Origin of the sequence: Phreatobacter sp. (genome assembly GCF_051860605.1) — a bacterium.
Classification (GTDB): domain Bacteria; phylum Pseudomonadota; class Alphaproteobacteria; order Rhizobiales; family Phreatobacteraceae; genus Phreatobacter.
In genome coordinates this window covers 138,794-153,266 of sequence record NZ_JBHYDR010000001.1, presented here as the reverse complement: position 1 = coordinate 153,266, position 14,473 = coordinate 138,794, and the positions used below count along the sequence as shown (strand labels likewise).

The window sequence follows — 14,473 nt, the reverse complement described above, 5'->3', positions numbered from 1 at the left end:
TCAATGGTGGCCGCCCATACAGGCGCCTCTGGAAACGGTGCCTGTTCCACACAGTTTCACGCCGGCAGGGTTTCGCTCAGCCGATGCAGGCGAAGGGCCATGTGAAGCTCGAGGCCGCGCTCGGTTTCCGCCCAGTCCGGGCAGAGCGCGCTGATGGAATCGAGCCGCTGCCGCATGGTGTTGACGTGGATGCCCAGCATGTCTGCCGCGCGCTGAAGGCTCCGGCCGGTTTCGAAATAGGTGTAGAGCGTGCCGGCCAGCTGCGACTTGCGGCGGCGGTCATGGTCGAGGAGCGGGCCGATCGTGTGTTCGATGAAGCCATGGGCCGCTTCCTCGCCCTGGCCGTCGAAGAGCAGGCCGTAGAGAGACAGTGTCTTTTCGGGGACGACCCGGCCGCTCTGGCCGAGATTCCGCAGCAGCGCGAGGCTGCGCCTGAGGCTCCGGTACTCGGCCGCGGCGGCGGCCACATTGGACACGGGCTGCGAGGCCACGATGTTGAAGGGCTGGCGCCCGCTGTCCTCCAGCGCCGCGGCAATCCTGCGCGCCAGCCCCATCCAGTCGTCGCCGGACGTCACGACGGCGAGGTCTCCGTTGAAGGCGGCGCCAATCGTCTGCCGGCCCGATGCGGCCGCCCGGACCACCTGCGGCAGGTGGGCGGCAAACCCGTCCTTGCACGAGACCAGCAGGATCGTCGCGGGCCATGACAACGAGACCCCGACGGGCAGGGCGCTCGCACCCTCCGGCCGGAACGGGTCCGATGTGCCGCGCAGCAGCGCCGAGACGATGTCGGCGACATTGCGATAGGTCGCCTCGGCCACCCGCTCCATAGACAGTAGCACGATGCCCGTGACGATCGCGGCCCGTTCCAGCGTGCGGATCTCGGCCGAGGACATGGGCCTGGACCGGGAGAAAACAAGCGCTCCCAGCCGCACCGCCCCGCTGGTGACCGCGGCCACGGTGAAGGTCTGGAACGGCGCCACGTCGAACGGCACGGAGCGCCCAAGCCGGGCGCTCTCCCGGATCGCCGAAGCAAAGCCGTGGTCCGGTATGCCGGGGGGCAGGGTGCCGGCGATCACCATCTGCCGCTCATCGAGAATGACCGCCTCGCCGCCGAGCAGCGTTGCCACGCGCTGCCGCAGATCCTCCAGCGATCCGCCGCGGGCAATCAGTTCGGTCAGCCGCTCATGGGCGATCGCGGCGCTCTCGATATCGTCGGCCTTGGCGCGCAGCGCGACATTGGCCTCGCGCGCCATCGTGAGTGCGCGCTGCGCTTCCTCCAGCAGACGGGCATTCTCGATCGCCAGCGCGGCGAAGGTGCCGAGCGACTGAAGGATCGAGATTTCCTGGGGGTTGTAGGACCGCTCGTAGCGGTCGGCGACGAACAGGACGCCGATGATCTGGGCTTCCAGTTCCAGCGGGATGCCGAGGATCGAGATGACGCCTTCGGCCAGGATCGCCGTATCGATCTCCGGATCGTGGTGAAAGCTCCTGTCGGACTTGTACTGCCCGGACTGCCAGGGCCTGCGCGTGCGGGCCACGCTGCCGCAGATGCCGACATCGCGCGGCACGACGATGCTGGCAAAGGCTTCCGAGACGACGCCCTCGGTCGCCCGTACGTGGAAGGGGCTGCGCTCGTCGGGCGCGGCGGACAGATAGGCAATGTCGCTGCCGACCAGTTGCCGTGCGCGGCGGATGATCGCCTGCAGCACCTGATCGGTGTCGCGCATCGCCGAGAGGTCGCGCGCCGTCTCGTTGAGGGCAATCAGTTCCCGCTCGCGCTTCAGCTTGTGCTCGACGCTTTCGCGCAGCCGGATCGCAAGGGCGAGATCGGCCTCGATCCGGCCCTCGCCATCCGGACAGATCGCCCGGATCTCGGCGCTGAGGGCGTCGAATGCGGACGGCGCCGCCCCCTGGTCGAGCAGGCCCAGCAAGCGCGAATAGAACCCGGCGACCGGGTTGGCCCCCACGTCAGGCAAAGTCAGCCCGGGTGACTGCTGATCCAAACCGATCACCCCATCCATCGCGTTCAACGAACCGAACAGCTAGCGCAGTCCGAAGCCCTGATATGATAGAGGATAGAGACATAGAAGGTTATCAAATATGGAGCATGTCTCCATTTCGTGGCCCTCGCCCCTCGGGCAAATGTCACACGAACAAGGGGTGCGCCGTGGCCGGCGTGTGCGGATGACGCCCTCACCGCCGCCGCGAATGCGGCCCGGGCGACGGCATGATCGGGACGAGACACCATGACGGGTGACACGAAAGCCGAGGGTGGCGATGCGCAGGCCCGGAGCCGGCCGCTCAGCGGCCTTGTCGTGCTCGACATCACGCGCGTCGTCGCAGGCCCCTTCTGCTCCATGCTGCTGGCCGATCTCGGTGCCGACGTCATCAAGGTCGAGCATCCCGACGATCCGGACTATGCCCGCACCTTCCCGCCGATGGTCGCCGGCAAGGAGGAGGCGCCGGAGAGCGCCTTCTTCTCCCAGTTCAACCGCAACAAGCGCGGCATCACCGTGAACCTCAAATCGGTGGATGGAAAGGACCTGCTGAAGCAACTCGTCCGCCATGCCGACGTCCTCGTCGAGAATTTTCGCCCCGGCACGATGGAGAAGCTGGGTCTGGGCTACGAGGAGCTGCGGCTCTGCAATCCGCGCCTCGTCTATACCGCGATCAGCGGGTTCGGCCGCACCGGTCCCAACGCCTCGCGCCCGGCCTTCGACAATACCGGGCAGGCAGTCGGCGGCTTGTGGTCAATGAACGGCTATGCGGACCGCCCGCCGGTGCGCGTCGGCACGATCATCGGCGATCTCGCCGCCTCGCTCTACGCCACCATCGGCACGCTCGCGGCCCTGCGCACAGTCGAACGGACCGGCGAGGGGCAGGTGGTCGATGTCTCGCAGCAGGATTCGATCCTGACCCTCACGGAGAACGCGGTGGTCCGCTACACGACCCGGGGCGAGGTCGCCGGGCCGCTCGGCAACGATCACCCCTTCGTCAGGCCCTATGGCCAGTTCCCCTGCCGTGACGGCTACGTGTTCTTCGGCGGTTACACCGACAAGTTCTGGCGCCTGACCTGCGAGATGTTCGGCGAACCGCACCTTGCCAACGATCCCGAGATCGACACGATGGAGAAACGCTTCGACCCGGATGTTGCGGAACGCAGGGTCCGGCCTTTGCTGGAGCGCTGGTTCAGCGCCTATGGAAAGGCCGAGCTCGAGGCGATGGCAGGCGACCGGGTTCCGCTCAGCGCCATCCGGACGGTCCCTGAAGTGGTCGAGGACCCGCACGTCACCGCCCGCAACATGATCGTCGAGATCCCCGTGGCTGGAGAGAGCGTGCGGATGTTCGGATCGCCGATCAAACTGTCGGGAACGGGCGAGATCCCGCTCGGCAGGGCGCCGATGCCCGGCGAGCACACGCGGAGCATCCTTGCCGACCTCCTCGGTCTCGACGACGCGGCGATCCAGCGCCTTGTCGACAAGGGAGCCGTCTGAAATGGCCATCCAGGTCGAGCAGGACGGCGCGGTCGCGACGATCCGCATCGCCCGCCCGGACAAGCTGAACGCGCTGTCTCTGGCCATGTACGAGGACCTGGGGCGCGCCTTCACCGAGGCAGCCCGGGACGACCGCGTCCGGTCGATCGTGCTCGCCGGGGCAGGGGATCGGGCCTTCTGCGTCGGCGCCGACCTGACCGAATCCATACCGGCGCTCGCAAGCGACCGTTTCGACATCAGTGCCTGGGACCCGGCCCACCTCAAGAACGTGCCGCTCTACAAGCCGGTCGTCGCGGCGATCCGGGGCCTTTGCGTGGGCGGTGGCTTCGAGATCATGCTGGCGACCGACATCCGCATCGCCGCGACCGATGCCCTGTTCCAGTTGCCCGAGCCGATCCACGGCTTCGTTCCCGCAGGCGGCACGCTCGTCCGCCTCATCCGCCAGATCGGCCACGCCCATGCGATGGAGATCCTGCTGACGGCGCAGCGCTTCTCCAGCGCGGACATGCTGACACGCGGGGTCGTCAACCGCGTGCTGCCGGCTGGCGAGGTCGAGCCCGCGGCAATGGAGCTTGCCGCGCGCATCGCCGCTCTCAGCCCGACGGCCATCCAGACGATCAAGCAGGCGGCGCTGACCTTGCAGGACCTGCCGTACCGCGAGGCCTTCGCGCAAGAAGCCCGGCTGGGGCAGGCAACCTTCACCAGCGAGGATGCCCGGCGCGGTCTCGCGGCCTTCGCGTCGCGCGCCAAGAGCTGACCTCCACCTGTCAGAAAGCCACATCGGCCCGGCGCGCAGGTGTCGGGCGCGGACGTTGAGCAGGGCGGCGGGCCTGTCGAGACTGGCGGGAGAAGGCTGGCACTGACCGGCCGATTCACATCCCGGGAGGAACCATGTCGCGCCTGAACAGAAGAACCTTTGGCCAGGTCACGGCCGGAGCGCTCGTCGCCGCGCCCTTCGCGGCGCGCGCCCAGTCGCCCGCCATCTCCGACGACGTCATCCGCATCGGCCTGATCGAGGACATGTCCGGCATCTATGCCGACATCACCGGTTTTGGCTGCGTGACCGCGGCCCAGATGGCGATCGACGAGGTTGGCGGCACGGTGCTCGGCAAGCCCGTCGAGCTTGTCCATGCCGACCACCAGAACAAGCCGGATATCGCCGCCTCCATCGCACGGCAATGGTTCGACGAGCGCCGGGTCGACGCGATTCTCGACGTCGCCTCCTCCTCGCCGGCGCTGGCGGTGATCGAGATCGCCAAGGAGAAGGGCAAGATCATCACCCTGTCTTCGCCGGGCTCGACCCGCATCACCAACGAGAATTGCGGCCCCTTCGTCACCCACTGGGCCTATGACACCTACGCCATCGCGCAGAGCACGGCCCAGGCCCTCGTGCGCCAGGGCTTCGATTCCTGGTTCTTCGTGACCGCCGACTATGCCTTCGGCCACGGATTGCAGGAGCAGACGAGCCGGGTTGTCACCGAGCATAACGGGCGGATCCTGGGCAGCGTCAGGCTGCCGGTCGGCACCGCGGATTTTGCCTCGGCTCTGCTCAGGGCCCAGTCCTCCGGCGCGAAGGTCGTGGCTCTGGCGAATGCCGGCACGGACACGATCAATTCGGTGAAGCAGGCCGCGCAGTTCGGCCTGACCCAGGGCGGCCAGAAGCTCGCGACGCTGGCGTGCTTCATCAACGACGTCCATGGACTGGGCCTCGCCGAAGCCCAGGGCCTGACCATCACCGAGGCGTCCTACTGGGACACCAACGACGAGACGCGCGCCTGGTCGCGGACCTTCTTCGACAAGGTCAAGGCCATGCCGAACATGCTGCAGACCGGAACCTATTCGTCCGTGCGGCACTATCTGAAGGCCGTCGCCGCCGCTGGCACCGACGCGTCCGGTCCGGTGACGGCAGCCATGCGCGCCACGGCGGTCGACGACATCTTCTACAAGGGCGGCCGGATCAGGCCGGATGGCCGGATGGTGCATCCCATGAAGCTCTACGAGGTCAAGAAACCGTCCGAGTCGAAGGCGCCGTGGGACTACTACAAGCTGCTGGCGACGATTCCGGGAGACCAGGCCTTCCAGCCGATCGATCGGTCAACCTGCTCGCTGGTAAGGCGAACTTGAGCGCCCGCGCCCCCTTGAGCCCTGACATGCCCGGTGGCCCTCAGCCGCCGGGCTTCTCGTCTGCGAGGATGCGCGCCGTAAAGTCAGCCGCGTCGTCGATATCGGCGCGCAGGGCTGCTGCCGCCGCCCGTGGGTCCTGCGCCGCCACCGCATTCAAGATCTCGGCGTGGTGGTCCAGCATGCCGCCTTCCAGCAGGCTCGGTCGAAGATAGTTGAGATAGGGTCCCGCCTGGAGCCAGAGGCTTTCGATCGCCGACAGCAGCACGGGCGAGCCGGCCAGGCTGTAAAGGCGGAAGTGGAATGTCTGGTTGCGGTCGAGCAGGCGCTCGACATCGCCGCGCCGCGATGCTGCGAGGACGCTTTCGTTGATCTCGGCCAGTTCGTCGAGATGCTTGCGCCCGGTCGCGGCCACCGCCCATTCGACGGCGGTTCCCTCGATCATGACGCGGCAGCGGCGCAGGTCCGCCAGCCGCCCGAGCGAGATCGGCGGAACCTTGATCGTCCGGTTGGTGCCATATTCCAGCGCATTCTCCGACACCAGCCGCCGCAGGGCCTCGCGCACGGGCATCGGCGACGTTCCGAATTCCTTCGCCAGCGTGCGAATGACGAGCTCCTGACCGGGTGAGAAGCGCCCGGCCATCTGCGCCCGCCGTAGCGCGGCATAGATCATGTGGTGCATCGTCTCGCCGGTGGACTCGGCCTCGGTGCTGAGCATGCCGATCATGCTCAACTCGGTCTTGGGTCGCCCGCGCCGGCGGGCCCCTGAGGCGACCTTCGGCACGCTGCTGCCGTCGCGTGGGGCAACCATCGATCCGTCTCCATCGTGCGGGGCGTCATACCGGCCGCGCCGCCCGCAGGCATCTTCCTCGCGGCTCGCACGCCGCGCCCCGGGCCGTCAATGCCCGCCTGAACGAACCATCCCGCATCCGGCTCCCGGACGGCGGGTTGTCGCGGCGGTGTTGCCCTGGCTCATCTGCCGGCAAGGCCCAGCAGCATGCGCGCCTCCGCGGGCGTTGCCACCGTTCCACCGAGACCGGTGACGATCCCCGCAGCCCGCTCGACAAGCTGGCGGTTGGTGGCCGGCTCGCCGCGCGACAGATAGATGTTGTCCTCCAGCCCGACGCGCACATGGCCACCCATGAGCATGGACTGCGCGACCATCGGCATCTGGTGACGGCCGACCCCGAAGGCCGCCCATACGGCGCCTTCTGGCAGCATGCCGGACATCTGTTCGATGGTGCGCGGGTCGGCAGGCGCAGCGCCGGGCACACCCAGTGCGAACTGGAAGAACGGCGGCGGGGCAACTCGACCGGCATCGCACAAGGCACAAGCGGCCCGCACATGGCCGAGTTCGAAGCATTCCAGCTCGGGTTTCACGCCGATCGCCTTAAGCCTGTCGGCCATCTCCTCGATCATGCCGCGCGTGCTGACATAGAGCTCGTGTGCGTCGCCGGTGTTGTAGCTGCCGCAGTCGAGGCTGCACATGTCCGGCTGCAGGGCGATCACGTGCGCCATCCGCGTCAGGCCGCTGACGAGGTCGCTGTCCGGTGACGCCGGGAGCTCGCCATCCGGGCCGAGCACCAGGCGGCCACCCATTCCGGCGGTCAGGTTCAGCACGACGTCGGTACCCGAGGCACGGATGCGGTCCACGACCTGCCGATAGAGCCCCACGTCCCGGCTGCCCTTCGTCGTCGCCGGGTCGCGCACATGGATGTGCACCACCGCAGCCCCGCCGGCCGCAGCTGCGAGGGCGTCGTCGGCGATCTCCTCCGGCGTGACGGGCACCGCCGGGTTCTTGGTGCGCGTATCCCCGTCTCCGGTCAGCGCACAGGTGATGATCGTCGGCCTGGTCATGGAATGCGTGCCCTCTCGCTGGCTTGGCAGGACCCGAAAAATCCGGTTGCGCCGCCTGACAATCTCCGTATATATTTGTGATCACAGAAATGCAATGGGGAGCTTTCGATGTGGCGGGTCGGGGTTGATGTCGGAGGGACGTTCACGGACCTCTTCGCTTGGCACGAAGGCACCAGCGAGCGGCGCACCGGCAAGGTGCTGACCACCCGGAGCGATCGCAGCGAAGGCGTCATCGCGGCGGTCGCCGCGGCCGGCATTCCCTTTTCCGAGATCGGCATCCTGGTCCACGGCACGACGACGGCCACCAATGCGCTGATCGAGCGCTCCTATCCGGACGCCGCCCTGGTCACGACCGAGGGCTTTCGCGATGTGCTGGAGATCGGTCGCATGCACAGGGAGTTCCTGTACCGGCCGTACCAGACCAAGCCGAAGCCTCTGATCCGCCGTCGCTTCCGGTTCCCCGTCGACGAGCGGCTCTCCGCCAGAGGCGAGACGATCCGGCCGCTCGATGTTCAGGCCGCGAAGGCCGTTGCGGCGCGGATCGCCGCGACGCCGATCCGGTCCATCGCGGTCTGCTTCATCAATTCCTACGTGACGAGCCGCCACGAGCGGGAGATGCGCGACATCCTGCTCGACGTGATGCCGGACGCCGAAGTGGTCTGTTCCGGCGACCTGCGGCCGGCCTTTCGCGAGCACGGGCGGTTCACCACGGCGGCGATCGCGGCCTGCATGATGCCGGTCATGCGGGACTATTTCGACCAGCTCGACCAGCGGCTTGCCGGCCAGGGCTTCGGCGGCCGCCTGCTCATCCTCAAGTCCAACGGCGGCATGATGTCCGCCCGTTTCGCCCGCCAGCATCCGGAGGAGCTCATCGAGTCCGGTCCCGCCGGCGGCGTCGCCTATGCGGCCCATCTGTGCAGGTCGACGGGCTTCCGCGACATCCTCCACACGGATGTGGGCGGCACGAGCTTCGACACCTCCATCCTGCCGGGCGGCGAACCGCTGGTAACCCGCCAGTATGAGCTGGAATGGGACGTGCCGGTGATGGTGCCGATGCTCGACATTCACAGCGTGGGTGCAGGTGGCGGCTCCGTCGCCTGGGTCGACGATGGCGGCTCCCTGCGGGTCGGCCCGCGCAGTGCCGGCTCCGAGCCCGGTCCCGCCTGCTATGGCCGCGGCGGCAGCGAGCCGACCGTGACCGATGCCAACCTTCTGCTGGGTCGGCTCAATCCCTCGCTCAGCGGCAAGTTTTCGCTCGACGTCAAGGCGGCCGAGCGCGCTGTCCAGACCATCGCCGATGCCATGGGCATGTCGCTGTTCGAAGTGGCCGAGGGCATCGTGCGCATCGGCTGCGAGACCATGGCGCACGCCGTCAAGGCCACGATCAGCGGTCGCGGGCGAGACCCGCGCGACTTCGTCCTGGCAAGCTTCGGAGGCGCCGGCCCCATGCATGCCTGCTTCGTGGCGCAGGCGCTCGCCATTCCGAAAGTGGTGGTGCCCGCCTATGCGGGCGTGGCATCGGCCTTCGGAGCCACCGCCATGGACATCCGGCACGACCTCGAGGCCTTCCACTACACGCCCGTATCAGGCGCCGACCCGCAACGGATCGAGGCGGTCATCGGGGGCCTGGAGGCAGAGGGACGCGAACGGCTGGCGGCTGACGGCATCGCGCCCGACCGCATGCGCTTCGTCCGTTCCGCGCAGATGCGCTACATGGGCCAGACCTATGAGGTCACGGTCCCGCTGCCGGAGGGCGAGGCGCTCGACGCGGCCGGGCTGGAACGGCTCGGTGCCGAGTTTCACGACACCCACCGCATCGAGTACGGCGTCGCCTCCGACGATTTCAGTCCGGAGATCGTCTCGCTCTGTGTCGCCGCCATCGGCATGACATCGCGCCTGGCCGACACCGCGGCCACGCCGTCGGGCGGCGATGCCGATCGCGGGACCCGCAGCGTGTTCTTCGACGGTGCCTGGCTCGACGCACGCGTCCACGACGGCGATGCCATGGGCATGGGCGCAGAGGTCCTTGGCCCCGCCATCATCGAATATGCCCACGCCATCGCAGTTCTGCCGCCAGGCTCGACCGGACGTGTCGACCGCGAGCAGAACCTCATCGTCACACTGGCCTGAACCGGAGCGCGCCATGAGCCAGATCATCACCGCCGAGACCGGCCTGTCGGGCACGCCCGACCAGGTCGATCCCGTGACCTTCGAGGTGCTGCGCAGCCTCTTCGACTACGCGGCCCTGCGCATGTCGAGCATCCTGCAACGCTCGTCCTTCTCGCAGATCCTCGCCGACAACGTCGACTTCTCGAATGCGGTCTACGACCCCGAGCTTCGCCTGCTGGCGCAGGCGGCCAACTGCCCGGTTCATCTGGCCGCCATGCACTTCTCGGCCAAGGCGATCGCCGACAAGTTCGGCCTCGACCAGATCCAGGATGGCGACATCGTCGTCGTCAACGATCCCTACAGCGGCGGCACGCACGTCAACGATCTCACCTTCATGATGCCGATCTTTAATGAGGGCCGGCGCATTGCCTTCGCCGTCAGCCGGGGCCACTGGATGGACCTCGGCGGCGGAGCGGCGGGCGGGCTGGCCGGCAGCACGCATGTGGCGGCCGAGGGCCTGCGCCTGCCGCCCCTGAAGATCTTCAAGGCGGGCCAGCCCAACGAGGACGTGTTCGACGTGCTGTTGGCCAACAGCCGCACGCCGCAGTTCATCCGAGGCGACCTGCAGGCCCATCTCGGGGCCCTGCGTGGCGCCGAGCGCGAGATGCAGCGCGCCGCCGAGCGCTATGGAGCCGACCTTCTGCTCTCCGCCATGCGGCAGCTCATCGCCTATACCGAGCGCATCTCGCGCAAGGGGATCGAGGCCATTCCCGACGGGTCCTACGAGGCGGAGGACTGGGCCGATTCCGATGGCCAGACCAACGATCCGGTGAAGGTGAAGCTGACCGTCATCGTCAAGGGCAGCGATATCACCGTCGACTTCACCGGTTCCGACCGTGCCGTCGCGGGGGCGATCAATTCACCGGTCGCCAACACGGCAGCGGCTGTCTACTACGCCCTGCAATTCTTCGTCGGGCCCGACGCGCCGCCCAATGCCGGCATGTTCGCGCCGATCCGGATCGTCCTGCCGGACGATTGCTGGCTCAATGCCAAATGGCCGATGCCGGTCGTGAACTGCACCTGCATCACCGCCGGCAAGGTGGCCGCCGCGGTCTGGCAGGCTCTGGCCAAGGCGATCCCCGACCGGATCGTCGCCCCGACCTTCGCCGACGCCAACTGGTTCATGGCGACGGTTTCGACCAGGGCCGGCACGACGCTGTTCACCGACATCCTGTCGGGCGGCTGGGGCGGCACTCCGTTCAATGACGGCATGTCAGTGACGATGGATCCGCTGGGCAATTGCCTCAACACCCCGGCCGAATCGGCCGAACTCATGCACGGCATCGTCTATGAGCGCTTCGACCTGCTGCAGGATTCCGGTGGTGCCGGCAAGAATCGCGGCGGGCTCGGCTCGGCCTTCGAGGTCCGCTTCCTCGGCGACGGCATGCTCGGCATCGAGACGTCGCGCACACGATCCGGTTCGCCCGGCGTGCATGGAGGCGGCACCAGTCCTGCCCAGCGCATGCTGCGCATCGGCCAGGCCGGCGCGCAGGTCATCGGCGGCCTGACACCCGACGGCGACTGGAAGAACCCGATCAGCAGCACCCACCCCTTCGCGCCGGGCGACGTCTTCAGGTTCGAGGCTACGGGCGGCGGCGGCTGGGGCAACCCACTCGACCGCGATCCGGCCGCCGTGCTCGACGATGTGCTCGATGAATATATCAGCCCTGGGGCCGCCCGGGACCAATACGGCGTCGTCCTGACCGCCGATGGCCTTCGCATCGACGAAGAGGCTACGGCAGCTCGCCGGGCCCAGCTCGCAATGGAGAGGAAAACCGCTCATGCCTGAGACCGTTTGCAAGCTCACGCGCCGCACGCTCCTGGCAGGGACCGCCGGCACCGCCACGCTTCTGGCGGCCCCCGCCCTTGCCCAGACCCCGACCCGGCTGAGGCTGACCATAGCCGCCGGCCACGCCGAGGGCTTTCTCTGGGTGAAGAACCTGAAATCGGCCTTCATACCCGCGGTGGATGCCGCGCTGGAGGGCAGCGGCATCCGGATCGGCTGGACCGAAGCCTTCGCCGGCACCGTGGCCAAGCCGGGCAGCGAACTCGAAACGATGGAGCAGAGGATCTCGGACTGTGGCACGGTCATGAGCGTGTTCCACCCCGCCAAGCTGCCCCTGATGAACCTGACCTTCTGCGCGCCGTTCGGCCCGACCAATCCCGAGACGGTCATGAAGGCCATGGACGACCTGCACGGAACCGTGCCGGCATTCCAGCAGGCCTGGGAGCGTAACGGCCTGGTCCACCTCGCGTCGATCAGCGTCGACAACTACACCATGTATCTCAAGAACCCTGCCGCCACCCTTGCCGACCTGTCCGGACGGAAGATCGGCGGCGCCGGCCCGAACCTGCTCTGGCTGGGCGGTACCGGCGCGGTCGGCGTGGCCGGTCCGGCACCCGAGGCCTACAACAACATTCGCTCCGGCGTGATCGACGGCTACATCCTCTATGATACCGGCGCGGCCCCGCTGAAGCTCAACGAGGTCGCGCCCCACGCCCTGGTCGCCGATTTCGGGGCCATGCTGGTTGGGGCCCTCGCGGTCAACCGCAGCCGCTGGGAGAGCTTCCCCGGCCCGGTCAAGGAAGCCTTCCGCAAGGGCGCGGCTGCCTATGGCGCTGCCTATGCGGCGGATCTGAAGGCCCGCAGCCTGGCCGCGCATGGCGAACTGCTTCAGCGCGGCATGAAATATGCGCGCCTGTCCGACGCCGATCGCGCGGCCTGGGTGGCTGGCCTGCCGAACCCCGCAAAAGGCTGGGCGGCCGCGGCCGGCAACACGTCCGGGGCGGCGGCCCTGCGCTCCTACTACGAGAAGCTGGCCGCCACGGGCTTCACCTTCCCCCGCAACTTCGGGGCCGAGCTATGAGCGTCAAGATCAGGACCGGCCGGTGATTGACGAACCTGCGCGCGAGGGAGAGGCGGGAGCGCCGGCTTCCTCGCGGTGGCTGCGGCCCTTCCTGGCCGCAGACCGGATCCTTGGACGGCTCACGCAAGGCAGCAGTGCCATCGGCACGGCATGGATCGTCGCCCTGATGGTGCTCATCAACGCGGATGTCATTGGCCGCGGACTGTTCAACCATCCGATAGCGGGGACCCCGGAACTGGTCACGCTGTCGATCATCGCCATCGTCTTCCTGCAATTGCCCGACGCAGCGCGCAGGCAGTCGCTGACGCGTTCGGAATCGCTGATCGAATTCGTCAGGCTGCGCCGCCCACGGGTCGCTGACGCCCTGGCCTCGATCTATGAGTTTATCGGAGCCGGGCTCTTCTCCATCATCGCCTGGGCGACGTTTCCGCAAGCCCTGAAGGCATGGTCGCGCGGCGAGTTCATTGGCAATCCCGGCCTTCTGACCGTTGCCAAATGGCCGCTTCTGGGGCTGACGGTGCTGGGTTCGGTCCTGCTCGCCGCCCAGTTCCTGGCCAATGGCATTCGCGCCCTTCAGCGGGTACTGCGCGCCGGAGACGATTCCCATGTTCGTTGACCTCGAGCCGATCACCATCGGCTTCCTGGCCATCGGCCTGCTGCTGGTGCTCATCTATGGCGGGCTTTATGTCGGCGTGGCGCTGACCACGGTCTCCTTTGTCGGCATGCTGCTGCTGCGCGGAGATTTCGGCATCGCGTCGCAGATGCTGTCCATCGCCGCGTCCGATGCCATCGCCTCCTACATTTTCGGGGTCATCCCGCTCTTTGTGCTGATGGGCATGCTCGTCGGCATCTCGGGCATCGGCGAGGAATGCTTCGATGTCGCCGACCGGATGTTGCAGAGGCTGGCCGGCGGCCTCGGCATCGCCACTGTCGCGGCAAACGCCGTTTTCGCCGCTATCACGGGAATCTCGATCGCGGCCGCGGCCGTATTCACCCGCATCGCCGTGCCGCAGATGATCCGCTTCGGCTATCGCGCCAAGTTTGCGGTGGGGGTCGTCGCGGGATCTTCCGTGCTCGGCATGCTGATTCCGCCGAGCCTCCTCTTCATTCTCTACGGTATCATCACCGAGACCTCGATCGGCGACCTGTTCCTGGCAGGCGTGCTGCCGGGCCTCGCCCTGACCGCCGTCTATTGCATCTACATCGTCCTTGCCGCCCGTTTCCGCCCCGGGCTGATCTACCAGAACGGCCTCGTCCCCAATGTCGCGACGCGGCGCCCGGCCGTCCGGCCAATGGAGATCGGCCGGGCGCTGGCGCCTGTGGGGCTGCTGGTCCTGTTCGTCATCGGCGGCATCTATGGCGGCCATTTCACGCCGACCGAAGCCGGTGCTGTCGGCGCGCTCTGTGCCTTCGTGATCACCGCCTTCCGGGGGCGGCTCGATCGCGCGGGCCTCTGGAAGGTGCTCGTCGATACGGGCCAGATCACGGCGTCCGTCTGCCTGCTGCTGATCGGCGCAAGCCTGTTCTCGCGCTTCCTCGCCCTTTCGGGGCTGCCGCAGGAGATTGCCGAACTGTTCCACAATACCGGCCTCGGCGTTGCCGGCTTCATCGCCATCTATCTCGTCATCCTTCTGGTGCTCGGCTGCATTCTCGACAGTTCCTCGACCATGCTCATCCTCGTGCCGATCGCCTTTCCGGTCAGCACCAGCTTCGGCATCGACCCCCACTGGTTCGGGGTCATCACGGTCGTGGCGGTCGAGATCGGATTGCTGACGCCACCGTTCGGCCTTTCGGTCTTTGTCGTGCGGGCATCGCTGTCCGAGGATGCTCCGGTATCGACCAATCAGATCTTCGCGGGAACCTTCCCCTTCGTCCTTCTGATGGCGGTCACGCTCGCCCTCATCCTGGCCTTTCCCTGGCTGGCGACAGGTTTGCTCACCGCGCGATGATGGCGATCGGCGCCCG

Annotated in this window: 11 protein-coding genes; 8 read left to right on the top strand and 3 right to left on the bottom strand. The window is 67.5% G+C overall.

The features are described 5' to 3' along the window. Nucleotides 1-56: 56 nt before the first annotated feature. Nucleotides 57-1,967 (bottom strand): helix-turn-helix domain-containing protein, encoded by a 1,911-nt coding sequence (locus ACTIFS_RS00680; RefSeq protein WP_439572105.1) that lies wholly within the window; start codon nt 1,965-1,967, stop codon nt 57-59. Nucleotides 1,968-2,246: 279 nt separating this feature from the next. Between ACTIFS_RS00680 and ACTIFS_RS00675 the strand changes: the two genes are divergently transcribed. From ACTIFS_RS00675 to ACTIFS_RS00665, 3 genes are all read left to right on the top strand, one after another. Next, nucleotides 2,247-3,494, top strand: coding sequence for a CaiB/BaiF CoA transferase family protein (locus ACTIFS_RS00675; protein WP_439572104.1), 1,248 nt, complete (start codon nt 2,247-2,249; stop codon nt 3,492-3,494). Nucleotide 3,495: 1 nt separating this feature from the next. Continuing rightward, nucleotides 3,496-4,251: an enoyl-CoA hydratase/isomerase family protein gene (locus tag ACTIFS_RS00670; RefSeq protein ID WP_439572103.1), complete on the top strand. Its 756-nt coding sequence runs from the start codon at nt 3,496-3,498 to the stop codon at nt 4,249-4,251. A gap of 134 nt (nt 4,252-4,385) precedes the next feature. Next, nucleotides 4,386-5,618: an ABC transporter substrate-binding protein gene (locus ACTIFS_RS00665; protein WP_439572102.1), complete on the top strand. Its 1,233-nt coding sequence runs from the start codon at nt 4,386-4,388 to the stop codon at nt 5,616-5,618. Nucleotides 5,619-5,658: 40 nt separating this feature from the next. Here ACTIFS_RS00665 and ACTIFS_RS00660 read toward each other — a convergent pair whose 3' ends face one another. Then, nucleotides 5,659-6,426 carry a GntR family transcriptional regulator gene (locus ACTIFS_RS00660; RefSeq protein WP_439572101.1) on the bottom strand — a complete coding sequence of 256 codons (768 nt, stop codon included), beginning with the start codon at nt 6,424-6,426 and terminating at the stop codon, nt 5,659-5,661. 161 nt (nt 6,427-6,587) lie between these two features. Then, nucleotides 6,588-7,472 (bottom strand): 3-keto-5-aminohexanoate cleavage protein, encoded by an 885-nt coding sequence (locus ACTIFS_RS00655; protein WP_439572100.1) that lies wholly within the window; start codon nt 7,470-7,472, stop codon nt 6,588-6,590. Between the two features lie 108 nt (nt 7,473-7,580). Between ACTIFS_RS00655 and ACTIFS_RS00650 the strand changes: the two genes are divergently transcribed. The 5 genes from ACTIFS_RS00650 to ACTIFS_RS00630 are packed head-to-tail and all read left to right on the top strand — an operon-like array spanning nt 7,581 to nt 14,457. After that, nucleotides 7,581-9,602, top strand: a complete 2,022-nt coding sequence (locus ACTIFS_RS00650; protein ID WP_439572099.1) for a hydantoinase/oxoprolinase family protein — start codon at nt 7,581-7,583, stop codon at nt 9,600-9,602. Between the two features lie 13 nt (nt 9,603-9,615). Continuing rightward, a complete protein-coding gene (locus ACTIFS_RS00645; protein ID WP_439572098.1) occupies nt 9,616-11,430 on the top strand; it encodes a hydantoinase B/oxoprolinase family protein in 1,815 nt (604 codons plus the stop codon). Further along, nucleotides 11,423-12,508: a TRAP transporter substrate-binding protein DctP gene (gene dctP, locus ACTIFS_RS00640; protein ID WP_439572097.1), complete on the top strand. Its 1,086-nt coding sequence runs from the start codon at nt 11,423-11,425 to the stop codon at nt 12,506-12,508. The genes ACTIFS_RS00645 and dctP overlap by 8 nt, the downstream gene beginning before the upstream one ends. Nucleotides 12,509-12,530: 22 nt before the next feature. Further along, nucleotides 12,531-13,124 carry a TRAP transporter small permease subunit gene (locus ACTIFS_RS00635; RefSeq protein WP_439572096.1) on the top strand — a complete coding sequence of 198 codons (594 nt, stop codon included), beginning with the start codon at nt 12,531-12,533 and terminating at the stop codon, nt 13,122-13,124. Next, nucleotides 13,114-14,457, top strand: a complete 1,344-nt coding sequence (locus ACTIFS_RS00630; RefSeq protein WP_439572095.1) for a TRAP transporter large permease — start codon at nt 13,114-13,116, stop codon at nt 14,455-14,457. Before ACTIFS_RS00635 ends, ACTIFS_RS00630 begins: the two co-directional genes overlap by 11 nt. The last annotated feature ends 16 nt before the right edge of the window (nt 14,458-14,473 follow it).

Coding starts and splice junctions, on each gene's coding strand:
- ACTIFS_RS00675 (WP_439572104.1), top strand. CDS start 2,247: ATGACGGGTGACACGAAAGCCGAGGGTGGCGATGCGCAGGCCCGGAGC.
- ACTIFS_RS00670 (WP_439572103.1), top strand. CDS start 3,496: ATGGCCATCCAGGTCGAGCAGGACGGCGCGGTCGCGACGATCCGCATC.
- ACTIFS_RS00665 (WP_439572102.1), top strand. CDS start 4,386: ATGTCGCGCCTGAACAGAAGAACCTTTGGCCAGGTCACGGCCGGAGCG.
- ACTIFS_RS00660 (WP_439572101.1), bottom strand. CDS start 6,426: ATGGTTGCCCCACGCGACGGCAGCAGCGTGCCGAAGGTCGCCTCAGGG.
- ACTIFS_RS00655 (WP_439572100.1), bottom strand. CDS start 7,472: ATGACCAGGCCGACGATCATCACCTGTGCGCTGACCGGAGACGGGGAT.
- ACTIFS_RS00650 (WP_439572099.1), top strand. CDS start 7,581: ATGTGGCGGGTCGGGGTTGATGTCGGAGGGACGTTCACGGACCTCTTC.
- ACTIFS_RS00645 (WP_439572098.1), top strand. CDS start 9,616: ATGAGCCAGATCATCACCGCCGAGACCGGCCTGTCGGGCACGCCCGAC.
- dctP (WP_439572097.1), top strand. CDS start 11,423: ATGCCTGAGACCGTTTGCAAGCTCACGCGCCGCACGCTCCTGGCAGGG.
- ACTIFS_RS00630 (WP_439572095.1), top strand. CDS start 13,114: ATGTTCGTTGACCTCGAGCCGATCACCATCGGCTTCCTGGCCATCGGC.